The organism is Arthrobacter sp. AG367 (assembly GCF_007828995.1).
Taxonomy (GTDB): domain Bacteria; phylum Actinomycetota; class Actinomycetes; order Actinomycetales; family Micrococcaceae; genus Arthrobacter.
This window is the reverse complement of record NZ_VIVE01000001.1, coordinates 1,181,280-1,204,186: the sequence shown is the minus strand read 5'-3', so window position 1 is coordinate 1,204,186 and position 22,907 is coordinate 1,181,280. Positions and strand designations below refer to the sequence as shown.

Here is a 22,907-nt window from a genome sequence, read left to right as displayed (position 1 = left end):
CAGGCCATGTCCGACGGCGGGGCGCCGGGTGCATCGGAAGCGGCGGCAAGGAGCGGGACAGGGGAGTGGGCGGCCTGGGGCAGAATGGATACATGCCGCGTTCCAACCGTCCCCGCCGTCCTGTTTCCGGCAAGGGTTCCGCTTCCGGCAGGGGCGCAGGAGGAAAGAGGAGCGGGGACATTCCCGAACTGGACCTGGAACGGGCACGGGCCGGTATCGCCCGCCGCGAGAGCGCCCCGGACGGCGAGTGGATGGTACGGACCATGACCGCCAGGAATGCTGAGAAGACCTACATCTGCCCGGAATGCTCCACCGCCGTGCTGCCCGGCGTCGCACACCTGGTGGTCTGGAAGGACGACCACCTCTTTGGTGCCGCCGCCGGGCTGGCCGAGCGGCGGCACTGGCACACCAACTGCTGGATGACGCGCAGCTACCGGTACCGCTGACGCCGCCCGCTGTCGCTAAGCTGGCAGTCATGACTTTTGATCCGGCGTCGTACCACTTCACCCAGGCCGGGGGCCCTGTCCCCATCCGTGCCTCCACCGTCCTGCCCGCCCGTCGCGAGAACATCGAGCTGCAGACGGAGGACGGCCACACGCTGGTGGGCGAGCTGGCACTGCCGGAATCCGGCCCCGTCAAGGCAACGCTGATCACGCTCCACCCGCTGCCGACGCACGGTGGCTTCATGGATTCCCATGTGTACCGCAAGGCCTCCTACCGGCTGCCGGCGCTGGCGGGCATCGCGGTGCTGCGCTTCAATACCCGGGGTACGGCCTCCCCCCGGGGTGCCAGCAGCGGCGCGTTCGAGGAAGGGATAGGGGAGCGGCACGACGTCGAGGCAGCCGTGCGCTTCGCCGTTGAGCGGGGCCTGCCCAACCGCTGGCTGGTGGGCTGGTCGTTCGGGACCGAACTGGCGCTGATGTACGGCGCCGTGGAGCCGGTGGCCCCACAGATCGAGGGGGCGGTGCTGCTGTCGCCTCCGCTGCACCGCGCCACGGACAAGCACCTGCAGCTGTGGGCCGAATCCGGCAAGCCCCTCACCGTCCTGGTGCCGGAGCACGACGACTTCCTCCAGCCTGCCGAGGCAACCGCAAGGTTCAGCCTGGTGCCGCAGGCCCGCGTGGTGGGCGTGGCCGGGGCCAAGCATCTGTGGGTGGGGGAGAAGTACGCCGCACGGGTCCTGAACGACATCGTGGCGCTTGTCAGTCCAGATGCCGCCGCAGCACCGCTGCCGCAGGAATGGGAAGGGCCGGCGGCGACGGCCGGCGCCTAAGCGGCCCCGCAGGGAACGACGTGCGGGGGACAGCGGGTCAGTGCTGGTCCTGCCGGACGATATAGATTTCCCGGAGCAGCAGCAGGACCGCTGCGGCAGTGGGGATGGCGATCAGCGCACCGAGCACGCCCAGCAGGCTTCCGCCGGCAATCACGGAGATCACCGCCACGGCACCGGGCACGGCAACTGCCTTCTGCATGATGCGCGGCGAGATGAAGTAGGCCTCGAACTGCAGGTACGCGAAATAGCAGATGGCGTAGATGGCGGCCGCCTGCCAGCCCTGGGTGAGGGATACAAGGATCACCACAATGCCTGCGATCATGCCGCCCACCAGCGGGATGAAAGCGAGCAGGACCACCACGAACGCCAGCAGCAGGGCAAAGGGGATGCCCACGATGGACATCACCACGAAGGCGAAAGTGGCGTTGAGGAGGGCCACGCATGCCTGGCCGATGACGTAGTTTCCCACTGACCGGGTGATCTCCTCGGAGAGGGCGGCCACCCGTTTGCGGCGGGAGCGGGGGGCCAGCCTGTAGCCCCACTTCTTCATCGCCGGCAGCGCTGCCAGGAAGTACAGGCTCAGCACCAGGACAATGAGGGTGCCGAAGAGCCCGTTGGCCACGGTGGATCCGAATCCCACCACGCCGCCGAAAATGCCGCCCATGGCCGCCGGGTCATTGACGAACTTGTCCAGTTCCTCGGTGATGCGGTCCCGCACGCCGAACTGGTCATCGAGGCTGCGGAAGAAGTCCGAGTCCATGAAGCTGCGCACCCAGTCCGGCGCCTGCCGCACGATCTCCGACACCTGTTCAACAATGGTGGGGATAAGAGTGGCGAAAAACCCGACGACGGCGCCCATGAGGACAGCCACGGAGACAAGGATGCCGGCGGGCCGGGGGATCTTCCTGTTTTCGAGCCAGCCCACCACGGGTTCAAGTCCCAGGGCGATGAACAGCGCCGCCACGATCCACAGCAGCAGCTGCGTGGTGTGGGAACCGATCCAGTAGACCAGCAGCGCCAGTCCCACGCCCACTGTCCCCATGAAGCCCATGTACAGGGGATGCTGGGGGGACATGCGCGGCCCGGGGTGGCCGAACTGGGGTTCCTCGTCACCGCCGTGGTCCGTCTGGGGAACCTGCCCGGTGTATTCCGGGGGCATTTCGAACCGAAGCCTGGGCTGTGCTCCGGGCAAGGGCTGGCGGAGCCTGCGGACCACCTGGCCGAGTGCAGCCGCTGCCTTGCCCCTGCGGTGGGCTGCCGCTGCCATTCCCAGGGGAGGCACCGTCGCAGGGACAGGGCCCCTGGAATCCCCGGGATTTCCGGTTGCCGCCGAGGATGGGTCCGTCTTGTCAGTCACTGGTTTTGGGGGCCTGTTCCGTGCGTGGCTCCGCGTGCGCGGGCCAATGTGATGATCATCGCAAACACTATCAGCAGGCTTGTCACCGGGAGCCGAAGCCACCGCCCGGAGGTCTTCGGAAGAGGGGCCGGAACGGGCAAAAAGGGGCTCCTGGTAACAAAAAGGTTACTATTGAAGGCAAACCCCCGCTGATGATAGGTGTTTCCCTTGCGTTTAAAGACTGCAGCCGCACTTGTGCTGCTCGGCCTCCTGACACTTTTGGCCGGCATCGGCCAGAGAACCATCTGGGCTCCATCCGAGACGTTCACAGCGTCCGTGCCGGCGGATGCCGCCGCCGCGCCGTTGACGGTCATCGACCAGAAGCTGCGCACCCTGCATGACGGAACCGTCAAGATCACCGTCCAGGGCGACGGCAACTTCATGCTGGCCACGGGACGGCCCGATGACGTGAGCGCCTGGGTGGGCCAGACGGCCCACAACACCATCACCGGCGTCACCGAAGACGAAAAGTCACTCGTGGTTGAGCACGCCGACGGCGAAGGGACCGCCCCCAACCCGGCCGGTTCCGACCTCTGGGTTTCCAATGAGAATGCCAGCGGCGAGCTTGAATACACCTGGACCCCGCCCGCCGACGGTGACTGGAGCCTGCTCCTCGCTTCCGACGGCACCAAGGCCGCCCCGGCTTCTGTCTCCATGACCTTCCCCAACGACACGTCCACCCCCTGGGCGGTCCCGCTGATGGTCCTGGGCAGCCTGCTGATCGTGGGCGGAATTGTCCTGGGACTGCTTTCAGCCCGCCGGAAGGACGGCGAGGGCGGTGACAGCGGCTACGCCCGCCGCGCCCGTGCACGGAACGCCGAAACGCAGGGCCAGGCCCCGTCGTCGTCCTCCTCTTCCAAGGCCACCATGGTGGCGGCCGGCGTGGTTGCCGCCCTGCTGGCCGGATCCGCCACTGCCGCCCAGGCCGCCAGTCCAAGCCCGCTGCCTTCCGGCAGCGCCTCATCCACGGCGAAGCAAGCCGCGGGATCGCCGGTCCTGCTGGACGCCCAGTTCCGCCGGATCCTGGAGCAGGTCTCCAGCGCCACCGACGCCGGCGACGCCGCCAAGGATGCGGCCAAGCTGGCGGACCGCGTGGGTGGACCGGAACTGGAAGTCCGTACCCAGAACTACAAGATCCGCTCCCAGGTGGGCACTTACGAGCCGCGCATGCCCGTACGTTCCACCAAGCTGCTGACCACCGTCGTCACCAGCGATCGTGACTGGCCCCGCTCGGTGCTGGCCGTGACCCAGGGCGAAGGCAACGTCGTTCCGCAGATCCTGACCCTGGTCCAGCAGTCGCCGCGCGAGAACTACAAGCTCATGGAAACCACGCCGCTGCAGCCGGGCACCACCTTCCCGAACATCAACCGCGGCGGTACCGAGACGCTTTCCGCAGCGGACAAGAGCGGGCTGCTCTACAGCGGCGAGGAAGCAATGTCCGGCCTGGCCGACAGGCTCACATCGGCGGACTCGCCGTTCAAGGACAAGCTGGTCGAGGGCCAGTCCTCGCCGTATATCGCCGACACCCTGTCCTACCAGGCTGAGGTGGCGAAGGCAGGCGAAAACGGCAACTTCTCCTTCACGCACAAGGTGGTCCCCGAAAGCACCGTGGTGTTCCGCACCTCGGACGGCGGGGCCCTGGTCCTGGGCCGGATCAACTTTGGCTTCGAGGGCACCCCCAAGGCGGCCGGTGACAAGCTGAGCATCGGCGACGATGCGGCAGCCCTGGCCGGCGGCAAGGAAACCACCACCGGCATGGTGCTGAGCTTCGCGGAATCCATGGCGGTCTATGTGCCGCCGGCAGGATCCACGGACCCGATGAAGCTCGTCGCCGCAACCCGCGGCCTGGTCGGAGCCACCTTCAAGTAGGGCCTGGCTGTATTACCACCGGCAGCGGCCGGAGTGGCTAGAGTGGGAAACATGAGTTCGCCAGCTTCCCGCCCAGTCCCTCCTGCCGCTGCCAACCCGGTTAACCTGCGCGGCGCCGTCGACCTTTCCTCGCTGAAGCGCCCCGCCGCCCCGTCCGGCCCCGCCGCCCCGTCCGGCCCCTCCGCCCCGTCCGGCCCTGCAACAGCGCCCCGGGGCGCCCAGCCGGAGGCACCCGCCGGCGGCCCCGAACTCAAGGTCAACGTCACCGAGGCAAACTTCCAGCAGCTAGTGGAACTGTCCGCCCAGGTCCCCGTGGTGTTCGCCCTGTGGGCGCCGTACTCGCCCGAATCCGGCAGGATGCTCGAGACCCTTGAGCGCGTGGTTGCCTCGTACGGTGGACGCCTGGTCCTTGGCGCAGCAGATATCGAGGCCTTCCCGCAGCTGGCCCAGGCCTTCCAGGTGCAGGCCGTTCCCACCGCCGTCGCCGTCTTGAAGGGGCAGCCGGTGCCGCTCTTCCAGGGCAGCGCGGAAGAAGAGCAGGTGCGCAGCCTCTTCGACGAACTCCTCAAGGTGGCTGCAGCGAACGGGGTCACCGGAAGCCTTGGCGGGGAAGCGGGCGGGGAACAGGAGCCCGCGCCGCTGCCGCCGCTGCACCAGGCCGCCTTTGACGCCATTGAGGCCGGCGACTACGCCGCCGCAGCTGCGGCCTACCGCCAGGCGCTCAAGGAGATGCCGGCCGACCATGAGGCCAAGGCCGGCCTGGCGCAGGTGGAACTGATGGACCGGCTGCAGTCGTTGTCGGCCCAGGACGGCGAGGCGCTGCGTGCGCAGGCCGCGGATGAGCCGGACAACCTGGCGGCACAGCTCGGCGTGGCGGACCTCGACGTGGCCGGCGGCCACGTCGAGGATGCACTGAACCGGCTGGTGGCGTTCATCGGCAGGAACTTCGGCCCGGAGCGGGAGACCGCACGGGTACGGCTGCTGGAGCTGTTCGACATCGTGGGCGCAGGTGATGAGCGGGTAGCAAAGTCGCGGCAGGCGCTTGCCCGGGTGCTGTTCTAGTGCCGGCCCTGTTCCAGCCGCTGACGCTTCGGTCCATGGAGCTGCAGCACCGTGGCTGGGTATCGCCCATGTGCCAGTACAGCTGCGATCCCGACGACGCCCCGGGCGTTCCGAACGACTGGCACCTGGTGCACCTTGGCGGGTTTGCCACGGGCGGCGCCGCGATGATCCTCACGGAGGCCGCGGCAGTAAACGCCGCCGGCCGGATCAGTCCCCGCGACGCAGGCCTCTACAACGACGACCAGGCGGCGGCCTGGCAGCGGATTATCTCCTTTGTCCACCGGCACGGTACCGCCGGCACCAGGATCGGCGTGCAGCTGGCCCACGCCGGCCGCAAGGCGTCAACGTACTGGCCGTTTTCGGGCAAGCACGGGAGCGTTCCGGCGTCCGACGGCGGCTGGGACACCGTGGGCCCGTCCACCACCGCATTCGAGGGCTATGCGGCGCCTGCCGCCATGACCGTGGAACAGATCCACGGCGTCATTGCCGATTTTGCCGCTGCCGCCGTGCGTGCGGTGGACGCCGGCTTTGACACGATGGAGATCCACGGGGCGCACGGCTACCTCCTGCACCAGTTCCAGAGCCCGCTGATCAACCAGCGTGACGACGACTGGGGCGGGGACGAAACCGGTCGGAACCGGCTCATGCTGGCCGTGGTGGACGCCGTCCGCGCTGTCATTCCCGATTCCATGCCCCTGCTGCTCCGGATCTCTGCCACAGACTGGGCGCCGGGCGGCGTGGACCAGGCGGCGTCGGTGCGGCTGGCCCGCGAGGCGGCCGCCCGCGGCGTGGACCTGGTGGATGTCTCCAGCGGCGGGGCCGTGGCGCACCAGCAGATCAAGCCGGGCCTGGGCTATCAAACCGGATTCTCCGCAGCCATCCGCGAGGAGGCAGGAGTCGCCACCGGCACGGTGGGGCTGGTGACCACGCCCGGGCAGGCGGAGCACGCCGTTGCCACCGGCCAGGCCGACGGCGTCTTCATTGCGCGCGCGGCGCTGCGCGACCCCCACTGGTGGCTGCGGGCCGCCTTCGAACTGGGTTACGACATTGCCTGGCCGCCCCAGTACGAGCGGGCCATCCCGCGGCGTGCCTTCTGACCGTGGCGTCCGGCATGGCGCATCCTGGCGGAACGGGGCCGCAAACCAAGGTTGACCGGCAGCTGGAAGCGAAGATCCTGGAACTGTTGGCATCCCGTGCGGACACGGCCACCATCTGCCCCTCTGATGCTGCCAGGGCCGTGGGCGGAGATGACTGGCGCCGGCTCATGGAACCCGCCCGGGCCGCCGCACGCCGCCTGGTGGACGCAGGGCAGGTCCACATCACCCAAGGCGGTTCCGTCGTTGATCCGGGTACGGCCAGGGGTCCGATCAGGATCCGGAAAGTGCCCCCGAACTAAGTACCCGGCCTGCTTCAGCCGAGCAGGTCATCCACGTAGCACCAGCGCCAGTCCTCACCGGGTTCAATGCTGCGCATGACCGGGTGGCCGGCTTCCTTGAAATGGCGGCTGGCGTGCCGTCCCGCCGAGGAATCGCAGCAGCCAATGTTTCCGCAGGCCAGGCACATTCGCAGGTGTACCGGTGTGGTCCCTTCCCGTTCGCACCCGGCACAGGTGGGGTTCGCCGGAACCGGCGACGGCATGGCGGCGGTCAGGTGGTCGCACACGCCGCCCGGCTGGGCAAGTCCTTCGCCGCCGCCCTCTGTGGCGGCGTCGGGTTCGTTGAGGGAGGCATCAAGCATGGACTCCTCCACATCCAGCCGTTCCAGGACCTCACTGAGGACTTCATGCGCGAAGTCCCCGCCACGCCGAAGCTCCAGCACCTTGTCCCGCTCAGCCTCCAGCATGGCCATCCGCAATTGGGCGTAACGCTGGCTGGGGGTGGCCGACTCCGCGGCCGGCCTGCCCAGGCGCTCCCAGGCCGCGAGTCCCCGCTCCTGGGTCCGGCGCCGGAGCATATCCATGACCTCGGGCGGGTCGTTCTCGCGCCGCAGCTGCTCCAGCCGCTCCATTCCCGCCGCGGTGGCCAGCTGCATCAGCGCGGCCTGGTTCAGCGCGTCCTCGCGCCTGTCCGGTCCCGGCAGCCCCAGGACCCGGACCAGGGCCGGCAGCGTGAATCCCTGCAGCACCAGGGTGCCTGCCACCACCACCATGGCCGCCAGGACCAGTACGTTGCGGTGCTCCAGGTCGTCCGGCAGCGTCAGGACGGCGGCAAGGGTAACCACGCCGCGCATGCCTGCCCAGGACACAATGGCCGGGAACTGCCAGGGCGGCGCGGGGTCTTTCCGCTGCACGGAAGGGATCAGCCGGGGCAGGTACGTGGCCGGAAAAACCCAGACGGGCCGCAGCACCAGCACCGCCAGCAGGATCACGGCACAGCCAAGCCACACCCGGCCGGCACCCAGCGAATCGTCCTGGACGCTGTCGATGATGCTCCGCACCTGCAGGCCGATCAGGAGGAACACGGCGTTCTCCAGCAGGAACTGGACGGTGTCCCAGTTGCTCCGGGCGCTTTGCCGCGCGGCGCCGTTGGGCATGGACGGCGCCTTGGTGCCCATCACCAGGCCGGTTACGACGACGGCGAGCACCCCGGACGCGTGGATCGCCTCGGCGGGGAGGAACGCAACGAAGGGTGCCATCAGAGATGTTGAGGTGTTGATGGCAACGTTGCTGATCCGCTTCCTGACTTCGGTGAGGAGGTACGCTGCGGCCAGTCCCACCGCCAGGCCGCCGCCGGCCGCCACCACAAATCCACCCGCCACATCCAGGGCGGAGACGGAGCCCGCGATGGCCGCCACCGCAGCACGCAGGCACACCAGTGCCGTGGCGTCGTTGACCAGTGACTCGCCTTCCAGGATGTTCACGATCCGGCGGGGCATCCCCACCTTCCGTGCAATGGCCGTAGCCGCCACCGCGTCAGGCGGCGCCACCACCGCGCCAAGCGCAATGGCTGCGGCCAGCGGGATTTCCGGGAACAGCCACCACACCACCAACCCGACTCCCACGGTGCCGAAGATGACGTAGCCAACGGACAGCAATCCGATGGAGCGGCGGTTGCTCTTGAAGTCGAACAGCGACGTGCGGAACGCGGCCGCGTACAGCAGCGGCGGCAGCAGGCCGACCAACACCAGTTCGGGGTTCAGCTCGACGGGCGGAATGAATGGCAGGAACGATCCCGCCACCCCGGCCAGGACCAGCAGCAGCGGAACCGGGATATTGAACCTGCGGCCCACGGCGCTGCCGGCGCACACCACAGCAACGATCACCAGCAGGCCCAACGCAATACCCATGGGGCTAGTTTCGCACCCCCGAAGCCCCGGTCCGCGGACTAGGCTGGCAGCATGACTGCTCCGATACCGTCCCCGGCGCCGAATACGGGGCCCGTGGCGGCCCTGTCCATCCGCGGGCTGGCCAAAAGGTTCGGCGGGAAGATCGCGGTGGACGGCATCAGCCTGGAGGTCCCGGCGGGTTCGTTTTTCGGGATCGTGGGGCCCAACGGTGCGGGCAAGACCACCACGCTGTCCATGGCCACCGGCCTCCTGCGTCCCGATTTCGGCACGGCGGTGGTGCACGGGGTGGATGTGTGGCGGCACCCGCTGGAAGCCAAGCGGCTGATGGGGATCCTGCCCGACGGCGTCCGGCTCTTCGACCGGCTCACCGGGGAGCAGCTGATCACGTACGCCGGGCTGCTGCGCGGCATGGACAAAGCCGTGGTGGCCGCCCGGGTAGGGGAGCTGCTGGCGGCAATGGACCTGGCCCAGGACGCCGGGACGCTGGTGGTGGACTATTCCGCCGGCATGACAAAGAAGATCGCCCTGGCCTCGGCCTTGATCCACGCCCCGAGGCTGCTGGTCCTGGACGAGCCCTTCGAAGCCGTTGACCCGGTGTCGGCGGCGAACATCCGGTCCATCCTGGACCGGTACGTCGCCTCCGGTGGAACGGTCATCGTCTCCAGCCATGTGATGGACCTGGTCCAGCGCATGTGCGACCACGTCGCCGTGGTGGCCCGGGGCAGGCTGCTGGCCGCAGGAACCGTGGACGAGGTGCGGGCCGGCGCCTCGCTGGAGGACCGTTTCGTGCAGTTGGTCGGAGGCCACAGCCACACGGAAGGGCTGGAATGGTTGCGCACCTTCTGAGGCTCAAGCTCACGCTGCTGCGCAACGGACTGCGCCGCAGCCCCTGGCAGCTGGTGGGCATGGCCATTGCGGGGCTCTACGCGCTGGGGGTTGTGGCAACACTGATCATCGCCCTTGTCCTCCTGCGCAACGCCGGCCCCGCCGCCGCGCACACCACAATCGTCCTTGGCGGCTCCGCCGCCGTGCTTGGCTGGGGCATCATTCCGGTGGTGGCATCCGCCACGGACATGACGCTCGATCCGGCGCGCTTCACCACCTTTGCCATTCCCATGAAGCAGATGCTCACCGGCCTCGCCCTTGGCGGACTGATCGGCATCCCGGGGTTGGCCACCACGCTCGTGGCCCTGTCCACGGTGGTGACCTGGTCCCGCGGCGTGCTCCCCGCGCTTGCCGCCCTCCTTGGCGCATGCCTGGGTGTCATGACCTGCGTGGTGCTGGCCAAGGTGGTCACCACCGCCACGGCAAGCCTGGCTGCCTCGCGGCGCTTCAAGGACATCAGCGCCATCGCCTTCATGGTGCCGCTTGTCCTGCTGGGCCCCATCGTGGCAGGGGTTGGCCGTGGCATCTCCGCTTCCACCGGATTCCTGCCCGGGTTCGCCGGGACGTTGTCCTGGACGCCGCTCGGGGCACCGTGGTCCCTCGGTGGCGACATCGCATCAGGCCGGCCCGGGCAGGCGGCGGTGAAACTGCTGGTTTCGGTGGCGGTCCTCGGCGCCCTGGCCTGGTGCTGGAAGCTCCTGCTCGAGCGGGCGCTGGTCACCCCGCCGTACGCCGGTGCCGGGAAGCGCAAGGGCGGCCGGCTGGGCCTGTTCGGCGTGCTGCCGGCCACCCCGGCGGGCGCGGTGATGGCCAGGTCGCTCACCTACTGGATCCGGGACCCGCGGTATTCGGGATCGTTGGTGGTGATCCCGCTGCTTCCGGTGGTGCTGGGTGTCCAGGGGGCCCAGACCGGCAGCTATGGCAGCCTTGCCTTCCTTGCCCCGGTGTCGGCCTTCATCCTGGCCTGGTCCATCTCCGCGGACGTCTCGTACGACAACACGGCGTTTGCGCTGCACCTGGCCACCGGGGTCCGCGGGGTGGCTGACCGGCTGGGCCGGGCCCTGGCCTGCCTGACCTTCGCCCTGCCCGTGGTGCTGGTGTTCTCGGTGGGCTACGCGGCATTCACCCGCAACTGGGCCGCGCTGCCCGGCCAGCTGGGGTTCAGCCTGGGGATCCTCTTCACCGGCCTGGGGCTGTCCTCGGTGGTGTCGGCCCGCTACACGGTGACCGTGCCGCTTCCGGGCGACAGTCCGTTCAAGAAGCCACCGGGCAACGTGGGCCAAACCCTTGCCGTTCAGTTCGTTGGAATGCTGGTCCTGATGGTCCTGGTCCTGCCCGAGGCAGCGCTGCTGGTGGCACAGGCTGTCACCGGCAACGTCCTGTTCGGTTGGCTCACCCTCGCCGTGGGGACCGTTTTGGGCATGGTCCTTTTCCTGGCCGGTATGCGGCTGGGCGGCAAGTGGCTCGAGGCGCGGGGGCCGGAGCTCCTGGCGCAGGTTACCGTCAACCGCTGACAGTTCCCGGAAAGGAACAACATGGAAATCGTGATCCTTGGCGGCAGCCGGCAGATCGCCAAACTCGCGGCGGACGCCATAGAGAAACTGATCAGGCGCAAGCCCGGCGCAGTCCTTGGCCTGGCCACGGGGTCCTCTCCCTTGCCTGTCTATGACGAACTGGCGGCCCGGCATGGACAGGGCCTGGACTTCAGCCGCGCCTCCGGCTTTGCCCTGGATGAATACGTGGGCCTGCCCGCGGGCCACCCCGAGTCCTACCGCGAGGTGGTCCGGCGGGAATTCACCAGCCGCGTGAACATTGCGCCCGGGAACGTCCACGGCCCCGATGGAACTGCATCCGACATCCCCGCCGCCTGCGACGCTTACGAGCAAGCCATCACCGCGGCGGGCGGCGTGGACCTGCAGCTGCTGGGCGTGGGCACCGACGGACATATCGGTTTTAACGAACCGGGCTCCTCCTTTGCCTCCCGGACCAGGATCAAGAGCCTGATCGAACAGACCCGCCGCGACAACGCCAGGTTCTTCAACAACCTTGCGGAGGTACCGCACCATGTCATCACCCAGGGACTGGGCACCATCATGGAGGCCAAACATGTGATCCTGGTGGCCACGGGGGCGCAAAAGGCCCGGGCCGTCCGCGACTTCGTGGAGGGACCTGTGGCTGCCATTTGCCCCGCATCCGTCCTGCAGTTCCATCCACACGCCACCGTCCTGCTGGACGAGGCCGCCGCTTCCGGCCTCAAACTGGCAGATTTCTACCGCCACACCTATGAAAACAAGCCTTCGTGGCAGGGACTCTAGCCGCCTTACGCGCGTTGCCGCCGGCGATGAAAAAGTACGACGGCGGCCGGTGCGGGGCCTCCGCGCGGGCGTGCCGCCGTCGAACGCCGGGCCGGGGGAGCGGCTAAGATGGATGCCATGACTAGCATGACGGACCCTCTCGACAACGACCCGATGCGCGAGCTTTCCGGGGCTGGATCGTCCACGGCCACCATTGAGCGCGAGGAACTGCGCCAGGAAGTGGAACCCGGGGACCGGGAGCGCTTTTCGCACTATGTGCGGAAGGAAAAGATCATGGAGTCCGCGCTGACCGGGGAGCCCGTCATCGCCCTGTGCGGCAAGGTCTGGACGCCGGGACGGGATCCGCAGAAGTTCCCGGTCTGCCCCATGTGCAAGGAGGTCTACGAGGGCCTCCGGCCGGGCAATGACGGCGGCAAGGGTCCCGGAGGGGACTCGGGCAGCAACAAGTAGTGACGGAGACGCTCTTTGGCGGTCCCACCCTGCCTCCGGCGTATCCGGAACGCGCAGCCTGGGGAACCGCCCCGAAACTCCGTGCCTGGCAGCAGGAAGCCCTTGACCTTTACCTGAAGAACAGTCCCCGCGACTTCCTTGCGGTGGCAACCCCGGGCGCCGGTAAAACCACCTTCGCGCTGCGCATCGCCTCCACGCTCATCGATTCCGGCGCCGTTAACCGGGTGACCATCGTTGCGCCCACGGACCACCTGAAGCGCCAGTGGGCGGATGCTGCCGCCAAGGTGGGGATCGCCATCGACCCCAACTTCAAGAACTCCGACGGCCAGCACGGCCGCGGCTTCATCGGCGTCGCCGTCACCTATGCCCAGGTGGCCAGCAAACCGCTGCTGCACCGGGCCAAGACTGAAGCTGCCCGGACCCTGGTGATCCTGGACGAGATCCACCACGGCGGCGAAGCCCTGTCCTGGGGCGACGGCCTGCGCGAGGCATTCGATCCCGCCGTGCGCCGCCTGTCGCTGACCGGTACGCCGTTCCGCTCCGACACCTCGCCCATCCCGTTCGTGGAGTACGCCGAGGACCGGGACGGGATCCGGCGCTCCAAGGCCGACTACACCTACGGCTACGGCAACGCGCTCCGGGACCACGTGGTCCGGCCCGTGATGTTCATGGCCTACTCCGGCCAGATGCGCTGGCGCACCAGCGCGGGCGAGGAAATGGCGGCGTCCCTCGGCGAGGCAGCGGTGACCAAGGACATCACCAGCCACGCCTGGCGGACCGCGCTCAATCCCGCGGGGGAGTGGATCCCAGCGGTCCTGGCCGGCGCGGACAAAAGGCTCAGCGAAGTCCGGCGCACCGTCCCGGACGCCGGCGGCCTGGTCATCGCCACCGACCACGAGGACGCCCGGGCCTACGCCGGCCAGCTGAAGAAGATCACCGGCGAGTCGCCCACCGTCATCCTGTCCGACGACGCCAAGGCCTCCAGCAAGATCGAGGAATTCTCCGCCGGCGAAAAGCGCTGGATGGTGGCCGTGCGCATGGTCTCCGAAGGCGTTGACGTGCCCCGGCTGTCGGTCGGCGTATACGCCACCTCGACGTCCACGCCGCTGTTCTTCGCCCAGGCCGTGGGGCGCTTCGTGCGTGCCCGCAAGAGGGGCGAAACGGCGTCGGTCTTCCTGCCGTCCGTTCCCCAGCTGATGGCACTGGCCAATTCCATGGAGATGGAGCGCGACCACGCCCTGGACCGCCCCGAAAAAGAGGACGGCGACGGGCTTTTCAACCCCGAAGACTCACTGATGGAGGAGGCCAACCGGGAAGAAAAGGCCTCCGACAGCCTCACCAAGGGCAAGTTCGAGGCACTGGACTCCCAGGCCTCCTTTGACCGGGTCCTGTTCGACGGCGGCGAGTTCGGCACCGGCGGCGAGGTAGGGTCCGACGACGAACTGGACTTCCTGGGGATCCCCGGCCTGCTGGACGCCGAGCAGGTGGGTACGCTGCTGCGCCAGCGCCAGCACGAGCAGCTGAACCGGAAGAACCGGAAGGCACCGGCCGCCGCCGAAAGCCAGGCCCCGGCCGTTCCCGACCACCGGATGCTGATGGACCTGCGCAACGAACTGGCCAAGAACGTGGCCGCCTGGGCTGCCCGGACCGGGACGCCCCACGGCGTGGTGCACACTAAACTCCGCACGGTTTGCGGCGGCCCTCCCGTGGCGCAGGCCAACGAGGAGCAGCTGAAGTCGCGGCTGCGCAAGCTCCAGGACTGGTTCGTGGGCCGCAAGTAGCGGCACTCCCAGGAATCAGGCGATGTCCGCCCCGCCGAGTTCCATTTCCGCAACGGCGTCTTCCAGGTCCTCGGCGATGCCGGCGGTCAGCGACCGCAGCACCGTGACACCGTAGCCGGCCTGGACGGCGTCAAGCGCGGTGGCCTTCACGCAGTAGTCGGTGGCAATGCCAACCACCACCACGTCCTCCACGTCGTGGCTCTGCAGCCAGTCATCGAGGCCGATGGCGTCCTCATCGGGCTCGAGGGCCTCCCTGGCGGCGGGCAGGCCGCCGGCGTTCCGTTCCCCGGTGGGAACGGCATCCTCCGGGGCCAGCAGCCCCTCGAAACCTGAGTAGGCGGCGGCGAACTGCCCCTTCCGGAAGTAGGCATCGATGTACTCGGTGTCCAGGTCCGGATGAAGGTCCGCTCCGCGGGTGCCCGCCACGCAGTGCGGCGGCCAGCTCTCCTTGAAGTCGGGTGTGTCCGAGAAGTGGCTGCCGGGGTCCACGTGCCAGTCCTGGGTGGCAACCACATAGTCGTATTCGCTGTTGTGGGCGTCCAGGTACTCGCTGATGGCGCCTGCCACGGCCGCGCCGCCGGGAACGGGGAGCGATCCGCCCTCGCAGAAATCGTTCTGCACGTCCACGATGATCAAAGCGCGGGACATTGGTGCTCCTTAGTTTTCCTCGTAGAGAGTGGGGATGGCGGCCTCGCCGCGCTGCAGGCGGTTGACCACGGACGGCAGCTCGGCCATGGAGTCGGCGTGGCGCTGCCGGGCCCGCAGCACGCCCTCGTGTCCGGTCCAGCCCGGGATTACCTCGCCGTTCTTCATGAACTGCTGCAGCAGCGGACGGTCGTTGCCGTCGTCCTCCGGCCGGTGGCCCACGCCCACCACCTCTGCGGTGGCGGTGCCACGTTCGTCCAGCTTGCGCAGCGCGTACTTGCGCCCGCCCACGCTTGCCTTGTTCTTGGCCGCCTTGGCCACGGACACGAAGTTGCCGTCGTCGTCGGTGCGGCTGACCAGTTTGTAGACCATGCTGGCGGTGGGCGCGCCGGAGCCGGTCACCAGCGACGTTCCCACGCCGTAGGAGTCCACGGGCGCCGACTGCAGGGCAGCGATGGCGTACTCGTCCAGGTCGGACGTCACCACGATCTTGGTGTGGTCGTTGCCGAGGTCGTCCAGCAGCCGCCGGACCCACTGCGCCTGGGCCACCAGGTCGCCGGAGTCCAGGCGGACGGCGCCCAGGCGGGGCCCTGCCAGGTCAACGGCCGTGCGGACGGCCTTTTCGACGTCGTACGTATCCACCAGCAGGGACGTCCCCTCGCCCAGCGAGGCAATCTGGGCCTCGAAGGCCTCCCGTTCAGTGTCGTGCAACAGCGTGAACGAGTGCGCGGCGGTGCCCACGGTCTTCACGCCGTAGCGGATGCCGGCCTCAAGGTTGGAAGTACTGTCAAAGCCGGCAATGATGGCCGCCCGGGCTGACGCTGTGGCGGCCTCCTCGTGGGTGCGCCGCGATCCCATCTCGATGCAGGGCCTGCCACCGGCGGCGCTGACCATCCGGGAAGCCGCTGAAGCGATGGCGGTGTCGTGGTTCAGGACGGACAGCAGGTAGGTCTCCAGAATGCAGGCTTCGGCGAAGGAGGCCTCGACGATCAGGATGGGGGAGTTGGGGAAGTATGCGTCGCCCTCGGCGTAGCCCCAGATGTCGCCCGAAAATTTATAGTTGGCCAGGTACTCCAGCGTCTCCCGGTTCACCACGCGGGTACGCTCCAGGAACTCCAGTTCAGCGTCGCCGAAACGGAACTGCGCAATGCCCTCCAGCAGGCGTCCGGTCCCGGCGACAATGCCGTAGCGCCGGCCGTCGGGCAGCCGCCGCGCGAACGCCTCGAACACCGACCTGCGGTGCGCAGCCCCTGAATGCAGCGACGCCTGCAGCATGGTCAGCTCATAATGGTCGGTGTAAAAGGACGTGCGGGGATGGTCCCAGCCGGCTGAGGTGCTCACGAAAGTCACTCTAGTCCCCACCGGCTCCCGCGTCTCGCTTCGCTTCGCCGCGGGGCCCTCGCCGGTGTGGGCCCACCCACCGGCTCCCGCGTCTCGCTTCGCTTCGCCGCGGGGCCCTCGCCGGCGTGGGCCCACCCTCCCCATAGAATGGACAGATGACCATAAGCGTTGCGCCCGGCCCTGATACACAGGAGGGCATCCGGACCGGCACAGCAGAGTCCACCGACTCCCTGACCGCGCCGGACATTCCCTGGAACCTGGTGATCTGGAACGATCCCGTCAATCTCATGAGCTACGTCAGCTACGTGTTCCAAAGCTACTTTGGCTACTCGGAAACCAAAGCCAACAAGCTCATGATGGAAGTCCACCGGAAGGGCCGGTCCATCGTCGCCTCTGGCAGCAAGGAACAGGTGGAGCGCCACGCCGTGGCCATGCACGGCTTCGGACTCTGGGCCACGGTGGAAAAGGCCAGCGGCGGTCCGGGCGGCAAATCAGGCAAGTCCGGCGGTCCGGGCCAGGGTAAGGGAAAACGTGGCTAAGGCATTCAAATACGGGCTCAAGGGCATCACCGGCTACCTGGAACCGGCTGAACGGGAGCTGCTGCGCAGCCTGATCGACGACGTCATTTCCATGCTCCAGCCCGAGGACCGCACCGGGCAGGACCCGCTGGCGGCACTGATCGGCCTGGACATGGAGGTGGCAGAACCCACGGACCGGGCCGTCAAGCGGCTGTTGCCCAACGTTGTCAAGGACGACGGCGACGCGTCCCTTGAGTTCCGCCAGCTCACCGAGCGTTCACTGCGGGAGACAAAGATCGGGGCCCTGCGCGCCGCGGCTTTGGACCTGGACAAGGACGAGATCGTGCTGACCCCCGAGGGGGCGCAGCACTGGTCCATGGCGCTGAACGATGTGCGCCTGGTCCTGGCCGAACGGCTGGACATCCGGGACGAGGCCGACGCCGAGCATGTGCACCGCATGCAGGACTGGTCCCAGGCCGAGGACGTGGAAAGCTATCTGGCTCTGGTCTACAACTTCACCACCTGGCTCCAGGAGTCCCTGGTCCAGGCCCTGCTGCAGTCCATGGAATCCCGCCGGTGAGCCACGGCGGCCAGGGGGAGGCCGTCCGCTGTGACGCAGCAGACATGAGTCGCGGGACACAAGATGATGGCTGACGCTTCCGGGAACACCTATCCTCGAATAATCATGACTACAGCCCCGAGCATGGAACCACCGGCGGAAACACAGCCCACGGACGCCGACAGCGGGTTCCCCGCCGTCGCCCCGGAAACCCGTCCCATCGGCGTCTTCGATTCCGGTGTCGGCGGCCTCACCGTGGCCCGCTCCATCATTGACCAGCTTCCCAACGAGTCGATCCTCTACGTGGGGGACACCGCGCACGGGCCGTACGGGCCGCTCCCCATCGCGGAGGTGCGGGCCAACGCCCTGGGCGTGATGGACGAACTCGTGGACTCCGGCGTCAAGCTGCTGACCATCGCCTGCAACTCGGCGTCGGCCGCTGTCCTCCGGGACGCCCGGGAGCGGTACACCGCCAAGTACGGCATCCCGGTCATCGAAGTCATCCAGCCCGCGGTGCGGCGCGCCGTTGCCGCCACCCGCAGCGGAAGGGTGGGCGTGATCGGCACGTCGGCCACCGTGGGCTCGCGCGCGTATGAGGACACCTTCGCCGCGGCGCCCGACCTGGACATCACCTCTGTCGCCTGCCCGGAGTTCGTCAGCTACGTGGAGGCCGGGATCACCACCGGCCCGGCCCTGCTCGCCGTCGCGGAAGAGTACCTTGCCCCGTTGAAGGCGGCCGGGGTGGACACCGTGGTCCTGGGCTGCACCCACTACCCGCTGCTGACGGGCGTGATTTCCTACGTCATGGGCGCGGATGTCACCCTGGTCTCCAGCGCCGAGGAAACCGCCAAGGACGTGTACCGCGCCCTTGCCACGCACAACCTGCAGCGCACGTCCCCCACCCCGCCCGAGCACCACTTTGTGGCCACCGGCGACGCCGGGCAGTTCGAGGCGCTGGCCCGGCGGTTCCTGGGCCCCGAGGTGCTGTCCGTCCGCCACGTGGACCATGTGGCCGCCCAGTATCCTACGGGCAGCCTGGCGCGGATCACCCCTGAGATGATCGCCGCCGCGCAGGGCGCGCGCGAACGCCCCAGGATCTCCAACTTCGTGGGCGGCGGACTGGCCGACGCTCGCCGCTCCGGAGGACCCGCCCTGTGAAGCTGACCATCGTGGGATGCACGGGCTCGTTCCCCGGGCCCGGCTCGCCGGCGTCGTGCTACCTCCTGACCGCCACCGACGGTGAGCGGTCGTGGAAGGTGGTGATGGACCTTGGCAGCGGCGCGCTGGGGGCCATCCAGCGCTACACGGACCTGGAGGACATCGACGCGATCTTCCTCACCCACCTGCACCCGGACCACTGCATGGACCTGTGCGGGCTGCACGTTGCCATCCGCTGGAAGCCCGGCGGGTGGGGGCGCGGCCGCATTCCCGTGTGGGGCCCCGCCGCCACGGCGGACAGGATGGCCACGGCCTATGGGCTTGACCTGGACCCCGGCATGCATGAGGAGTTCGACTTCACCAACTGGACCGAACGCGAATCCGTCACCGTGGGCCCCTTCACCGTGACGCCCTTCGCGGTCAACCACCCCATTGAGGAGGCCTACGCCCTCCGGGTGGAGGTGGTGGAGCCCGGCAAGGACGGCACGTCGGTGTCCCGGGTCCTGACCTATTCCGGCGACACGGACTCCTGCGCGGGGCTTGAGGAAGCCGCCAAGGACGCGGACCTGTTCCTGTGCGAGGCAGCCTTCGAAGAGGGCCGTGACGCCGGCATCAAGGATGTCCACTTGACCGGCAAGCGGGCGGGGGAGGCTGCAGCGGCGGCCGGTGCCCGGCGGCTCCTGCTGACCCACATCCCGGTATGGACGTCCCAGACCACTGTCATGGCCGAAGCGCGCCCGGTGTTCCCCGGGGACGTGGCCGTTGCCGTAGCGGGCGTGCACTACACCATCTAGCCGCGCCGGCGCCCCGACAAGCCATGCACCGGCACTCGATAAGCTAGGGGCATGACATCTGAAGCAACTGCAGTGCCCATTGTGCGCGCCGACGGCCGTGCCCCGGACCAGCTCCGGCCCATCAGCATCACCCGCGGATGGTCCAACCAGGCTGAGGGATCGGCACTGATCGAGTTCGGCAACACCAGGGTCCTGTGCACGGCGTCGCTGACCCCAGGCGTCCCGCGCTGGCTTAAGGGCGAGGGCCGCGGCTGGGTCACGGCGGAATACGCCATGCTCCCGCGCGCCACCAACACCAGGTCCGACCGCGAATCCGTCAAAGGAAAGATCGGCGGCCGCACCCACGAGATCTCGCGCCTGATCGGGCGCTCGCTGCGCTCCATCATCGACACCAAGGCCCTGGGCGAGAACACGATCGTGCTGGACTGCGACGTCCTGCAGGCCGACGGCGGCACCCGCACGGCGGCCATCACCGGTGCCTACGTGGCACTGGCGGACTCCATCCGGTTCGCCCGCGACAATCAGCTCATCGGCAGGAACGCCCAGCCCATCATCGACACCATCGCGGCGGTGTCCGTGGGCATCATCGACGGGGTTCCCATGCTGGACCTGCCCTATGTCGAGGATGTCCGCGCTGAAACCGACATGAACGTGGTGGTGACCGGCTCCGGCAAGTTCGTGGAGGTGCAGGGCACGGCCGAGGGCGCTCCCTTCGACCGGGCGGAACTGGACCAGCTCCTTGACCTGGCCCTGCTGGGAACCGCCCAACTCGCTGCCATCCAGCGCGAGACCCTGGCGGAATCCCTGTGAGCAGCCCGGCTCCCCGGCTGGTGCTCGCCACGCACAACAAGGGCAAGCTCCGCGAACTCCGTGAGCTGCTGCGCGGGCAGGTGCCAGGGCTCGACGTCGACACCCAGGTGGTGGACGCGGCGGCGGCGGGTGCGCCGGACGTTGCCGAAACCGGCGTGACGTTCGCCGAAAACTCGCTGCTGAAGGCCCGCGCCGTCGCCGGCGCCACCGGCCTGGTGGCCATCGCCGACGACTCCGGGCTGGCCGTGGACGTCATGGGCGGGGCTCCGGGCATCTTCTCCGCCCGCTGGGCAGGACGCCACGGCGACGACGCCGCCAACCTGGAACTGCTGCTGAACCAGCTCTCCGACGTCCCGGACGAACACCGTGGCGCCGCATTCGTGTGCGCCGCCGCGCTGGCCGTGCCCGCTGACGGAGGCGGACCCGGGCGCGAAGTGGTGGAGTACGGGCAGCTTGAGGGGATCCTGCTGCGCGAACCCCGGGGTAGCGGCGGGTTCGGCTACGACCCCGTCCTGCAGCCGGCGGGCGAGGACCGCAGCTGTGCCGAACTGTCCGCCGAGGAAAAGAACGCCATCAGCCACCGCGGCAAGGCCTTCCGGGCCCTCCTGCCGTCCATTGTGGCGGCCCTGGAGGCGGCCCGCTAGGGAACCTTCCTGCCCACAGGCCAGCCAACTTCAAAACGGCCAGCCAACAAAAGAAGGTGCGCATCCCGGCGGGATGCGCACCTTCTTTTGCAGCCTGGCCGGCTTTTACAGTCTGGCCGGGGAAGGCTGCTACTCCGGCCGGCCGCGGTGGCTGTTGCGGGGAGTCTTCCGCTCCTCGTCCGGTTCGTGTTCCTCGATGAACTCGTCCACCGCGTCCGTGCCGTAGGCCTGTGCCTGGCGCTTGGCGGACAGGCCGCGCAGGACCTCGATGCCGATGGGAATCACCGAGACCAGCACAATGGCGATGAAGATGATGTCCAGGTTGTCCCGGACCCACGGAACTTTGTCGCCCAGCAGGTAACCGAGCAGCGTCACACCGCCGCCCCACAGTGCCGCTCCGATGACGTTGTAGAGGAAGAATTTCCTCCTGCTCATTTGCGCCACGCCGACGATCACAGGAACAAAGGTCCGGATGATGGGGACGAAGCGGGCCAGGATCAGTGCTTTGCCGCCGTGCTTTTCAAAGAAGGCGTGCGCATTTTCGACATTCTCGCGCTTGAAGAGCTTGGAGTTTGGCTTGTTGAAGATGGCGGGACCGGCCTTTGAACCGATGAGGTAGCCGGTCTGGTTGCCGATGATGGCCGAGACCACGATCAGGAGGGCCAAAAGCCAGATGTTGAACTTGATGGTGTCCGTGGCCACCAGCAGGCCGGCGGTGAACAGCATGGAGTCTCCGGGGAGGAAGAACCCCACCAGCAGCCCGGTTTCGGCGAAGACGATGCCGCACACCAGCAGGACCACCCAGGGGGCGAGCGCGGGATCGGCCAGGAAGACCTGGGGGTTCAGCCAATCGGGCAGGAAGGAAGCCATTCTTGGCTGGACCGGTCCCGCACCCACCAGCATGGACACAGCGAGGTCATTCATCACAGGAAAGTTCACCTCTCAAGGGTACTTGACCGGTCTGGGAGGCCTGCGGCGGTAAGGTAGGGGCCGTGGGTTTGGACTTTACGGCGATCGACTTCGAAACGGCCAACGGCTTCCGCGGCTCCCCGTGCTCTGTGGGACTGACGAAGGTAAGGGGCGGGGAAATCGTCGCAGAGGCCTCCTGGCTGATGCGCCCCCCGGCCGGTTATGACCACTTTGACCATCACAACGTCCGGATCCACGGCATCACGGCTGCGGATGTTGCCGGAAGGCCCCGTTTTGGGGAGTTGTTCCCGGAGATTGGCGCGTTCATCGGCGACGACGTGCTTGCAGCCCACAATGCCGCCTTTGACCTGGGCGTGATCCGCTCGGCGCTGGAGGTATCGGGCCTGCCCGGTCCCGCCTACGACTACGTCTGCACCGTCATGCTGTCCCGGCGCTGCTACTCGCTCGTCTCCAACTCGCTTCCCTTCGCCGCCGAGGAAGCGGGCGTACCGCTGGTCAACCACCACGACGCCGCCGAGGACGCCCGCGCCTGCGCCGGGATCCTCGTCGACATCGCCGCGCGCAACGGTGCCAACAGCATCGCCGAACTCTTCCTCTCCCTGGGGCTGGCCATGCCGCACCAGCAGGCCTTCGATCCCGCCTCGGGCGACCTGTCGAAGCCAAGCGTGGCGGCCATGGCTGCTGCGTCCGGCAACGGTGCCGCACTGGTGCGCCGGTTCCAGTCCGGCTGGCCCGAGGAAGGGCTGAACCCGGAACCCAACCTGGACGCCGAGCCAGGCCATCCGTTGTACGCGCAGACGGTGGTATTCACCGGGCAGCTCTCCATTGCCCGTCCGGAAGCGAAGCTGCGCTCGGCCAGGTGCGGTGCCCGGACGGAAAGCCGGGTCACCGGCCGTACCACCGTGCTGGTGGTGGGGGATGGCTTCGTTGCCTCAGACCTGCGCTCCGGCAGGCTCACCGGCAAGGCGCGCCGCGTCCTGGAGCTCCATGAGAGGGGACAAGCCATCGAAGTGCTGTCCGAGGGTGAGTTCCTCCAGATGGTGGGCAACGGGGACGCCCTGCACGCCGACCCCGGGGAAACCTGGGACGGCGCCCGCGCGACTGCCGTCAGCGCCTGACGCGGCCGGCACTCAAAGGCGCGCCCGCTTCATGCGGCGCAACACAGCTTGGCAGCCCTGCCACAGGCTCCTAG

General features: G+C 68.2%; 23 protein-coding genes. 18 read left to right on the top strand and 5 right to left on the bottom strand.

From position 1 onward, the window contains the following. Positions 1–92 precede the first annotated feature (92 nt). Entirely contained in the window at positions 93–446 is a 354-nt protein-coding gene (locus FB478_RS05605) for a hypothetical protein (RefSeq protein WP_026265638.1), read from the top strand. 29 nt (positions 447–475) lie between these two features. After that, the gene (locus tag FB478_RS05600; protein ID WP_018768394.1) at positions 476–1,273 is read left to right on the top strand and encodes an alpha/beta hydrolase; all 798 of its coding nucleotides are present in this window, start codon (positions 476–478) and stop codon (positions 1,271–1,273) included. Positions 1,274–1,310: 37 nt separating this feature from the next. Here FB478_RS05600 and FB478_RS05595 read toward each other — a convergent pair whose 3' ends face one another. Then, positions 1,311–2,630 (bottom strand): AI-2E family transporter, encoded by a 1,320-nt coding sequence (locus FB478_RS05595; RefSeq protein ID WP_144599861.1) that lies wholly within the window; start codon positions 2,628–2,630, stop codon positions 1,311–1,313. Between the two features lie 234 nt (positions 2,631–2,864). Between FB478_RS05595 and FB478_RS05590 the strand changes: the two genes are divergently transcribed. The 4 genes from FB478_RS05590 to FB478_RS05575 are packed head-to-tail and all read left to right on the top strand — an operon-like array spanning position 2,865 to position 6,996. Further along, positions 2,865–4,538: a hypothetical protein gene (locus tag FB478_RS05590; protein ID WP_144600053.1), complete on the top strand. Its 1,674-nt coding sequence runs from the start codon at positions 2,865–2,867 to the stop codon at positions 4,536–4,538. A 51-nt stretch (positions 4,539–4,589) separates the two neighbouring features. Beyond that, positions 4,590–5,600 (top strand): tetratricopeptide repeat protein, encoded by a 1,011-nt coding sequence (locus FB478_RS05585; RefSeq protein ID WP_144599860.1) that lies wholly within the window; start codon positions 4,590–4,592, stop codon positions 5,598–5,600. After that, complete coding sequence (locus FB478_RS05580; RefSeq protein ID WP_134163852.1) at positions 5,600–6,697, top strand: NADH:flavin oxidoreductase/NADH oxidase; 1,098 nt, start codon at positions 5,600–5,602, stop codon at positions 6,695–6,697. Before FB478_RS05585 ends, FB478_RS05580 begins: the two co-directional genes overlap by 1 nt. Positions 6,698–6,711: 14 nt before the next feature. Then, entirely contained in the window at positions 6,712–6,996 is a 285-nt protein-coding gene (locus FB478_RS05575) for a DUF3253 domain-containing protein (protein WP_018768389.1), read from the top strand. A gap of 14 nt (positions 6,997–7,010) precedes the next feature. Here FB478_RS05575 and FB478_RS05570 read toward each other — a convergent pair whose 3' ends face one another. Continuing rightward, complete coding sequence (locus FB478_RS05570) at positions 7,011–8,885, bottom strand: Na+/H+ antiporter (protein WP_026265635.1); 1,875 nt, start codon at positions 8,883–8,885, stop codon at positions 7,011–7,013. A 51-nt stretch (positions 8,886–8,936) separates the two neighbouring features. On the opposite strand from FB478_RS05570, the gene FB478_RS05565 reads away from it, so the two are divergent. The 5 genes from FB478_RS05565 (at position 8,937) to FB478_RS05545 (ending at position 14,316) form a co-directional block, all read left to right on the top strand. Continuing rightward, entirely contained in the window at positions 8,937–9,731 is a 795-nt protein-coding gene (locus tag FB478_RS05565) for an ABC transporter ATP-binding protein (RefSeq protein WP_026265634.1), read from the top strand. Then, entirely contained in the window at positions 9,713–11,284 is a 1,572-nt protein-coding gene (locus tag FB478_RS05560; protein WP_134163853.1) for a transporter, read from the top strand. Before FB478_RS05565 ends, FB478_RS05560 begins: the two co-directional genes overlap by 19 nt. 21 nt (positions 11,285–11,305) lie before the next feature. Further along, on the top strand, positions 11,306–12,085 hold the full coding sequence (gene nagB, locus FB478_RS05555) for a glucosamine-6-phosphate deaminase (protein WP_056387972.1): 780 nt from the start codon (positions 11,306–11,308) through the stop codon (positions 12,083–12,085). Between the two features lie 108 nt (positions 12,086–12,193). Further along, positions 12,194–12,535, top strand: coding sequence for a DUF3039 domain-containing protein (locus FB478_RS05550; protein ID WP_026265633.1), 342 nt, complete (start codon positions 12,194–12,196; stop codon positions 12,533–12,535). Continuing rightward, on the top strand, positions 12,535–14,316 hold the full coding sequence (locus tag FB478_RS05545) for a DEAD/DEAH box helicase (RefSeq protein ID WP_018768383.1): 1,782 nt from the start codon (positions 12,535–12,537) through the stop codon (positions 14,314–14,316). The genes FB478_RS05550 and FB478_RS05545 overlap by 1 nt, the downstream gene beginning before the upstream one ends. A 15-nt stretch (positions 14,317–14,331) precedes the next feature. Here the strand turns inward: FB478_RS05545 and FB478_RS05540 are convergent, their stop codons facing one another. After that, complete coding sequence (locus FB478_RS05540; RefSeq protein WP_018768382.1) at positions 14,332–14,964, bottom strand: isochorismatase family protein; 633 nt, start codon at positions 14,962–14,964, stop codon at positions 14,332–14,334. Between the two features lie 9 nt (positions 14,965–14,973). Next, positions 14,974–16,302: a nicotinate phosphoribosyltransferase gene (locus tag FB478_RS05535; protein WP_056387970.1), complete on the bottom strand. Its 1,329-nt coding sequence runs from the start codon at positions 16,300–16,302 to the stop codon at positions 14,974–14,976. Positions 16,303–16,457: 155 nt separating this feature from the next. On the opposite strand from FB478_RS05535, the gene clpS reads away from it, so the two are divergent. The 6 genes from clpS (at position 16,458) to rdgB (ending at position 20,785) form a co-directional block, all read left to right on the top strand. Beyond that, positions 16,458–16,841, top strand: coding sequence for an ATP-dependent Clp protease adapter ClpS (gene clpS / locus FB478_RS05530; RefSeq protein WP_018768380.1), 384 nt, complete (start codon positions 16,458–16,460; stop codon positions 16,839–16,841). Further along, on the top strand, positions 16,834–17,400 hold the full coding sequence (locus FB478_RS05525) for a DUF2017 domain-containing protein (protein WP_144599859.1): 567 nt from the start codon (positions 16,834–16,836) through the stop codon (positions 17,398–17,400). The genes clpS and FB478_RS05525 overlap by 8 nt, the downstream gene beginning before the upstream one ends. Before the next feature lie 123 nt (positions 17,401–17,523). Continuing rightward, on the top strand, positions 17,524–18,537 hold the full coding sequence (gene murI, locus FB478_RS05520; RefSeq protein ID WP_018768378.1) for a glutamate racemase: 1,014 nt from the start codon (positions 17,524–17,526) through the stop codon (positions 18,535–18,537). Continuing rightward, positions 18,534–19,331, top strand: a complete 798-nt coding sequence (locus tag FB478_RS05515) for an MBL fold metallo-hydrolase (protein ID WP_018768377.1) — start codon at positions 18,534–18,536, stop codon at positions 19,329–19,331. The genes murI and FB478_RS05515 overlap by 4 nt, the downstream gene beginning before the upstream one ends. 51 nt (positions 19,332–19,382) lie before the next feature. Next, complete coding sequence (rph, locus tag FB478_RS05510) at positions 19,383–20,141, top strand: ribonuclease PH (RefSeq protein WP_026265632.1); 759 nt, start codon at positions 19,383–19,385, stop codon at positions 20,139–20,141. Beyond that, positions 20,138–20,785 carry an RdgB/HAM1 family non-canonical purine NTP pyrophosphatase gene (rdgB, locus tag FB478_RS05505; RefSeq protein ID WP_018768375.1) on the top strand — a complete coding sequence of 216 codons (648 nt, stop codon included), beginning with the start codon at positions 20,138–20,140 and terminating at the stop codon, positions 20,783–20,785. The genes rph and rdgB overlap by 4 nt, the downstream gene beginning before the upstream one ends. Positions 20,786–20,914: 129 nt before the next feature. Here rdgB and FB478_RS05500 read toward each other — a convergent pair whose 3' ends face one another. Beyond that, entirely contained in the window at positions 20,915–21,709 is a 795-nt protein-coding gene (locus tag FB478_RS05500; protein ID WP_043424767.1) for a DedA family protein, read from the bottom strand. A 68-nt stretch (positions 21,710–21,777) separates the two neighbouring features. Here FB478_RS05500 and FB478_RS05495 point away from each other — a divergent pair, with 68 nt between their 5' ends. Then, complete coding sequence (locus FB478_RS05495; protein ID WP_056387966.1) at positions 21,778–22,833, top strand: exonuclease domain-containing protein; 1,056 nt, start codon at positions 21,778–21,780, stop codon at positions 22,831–22,833. Positions 22,834–22,907: the final 74 nt, after the last annotated feature.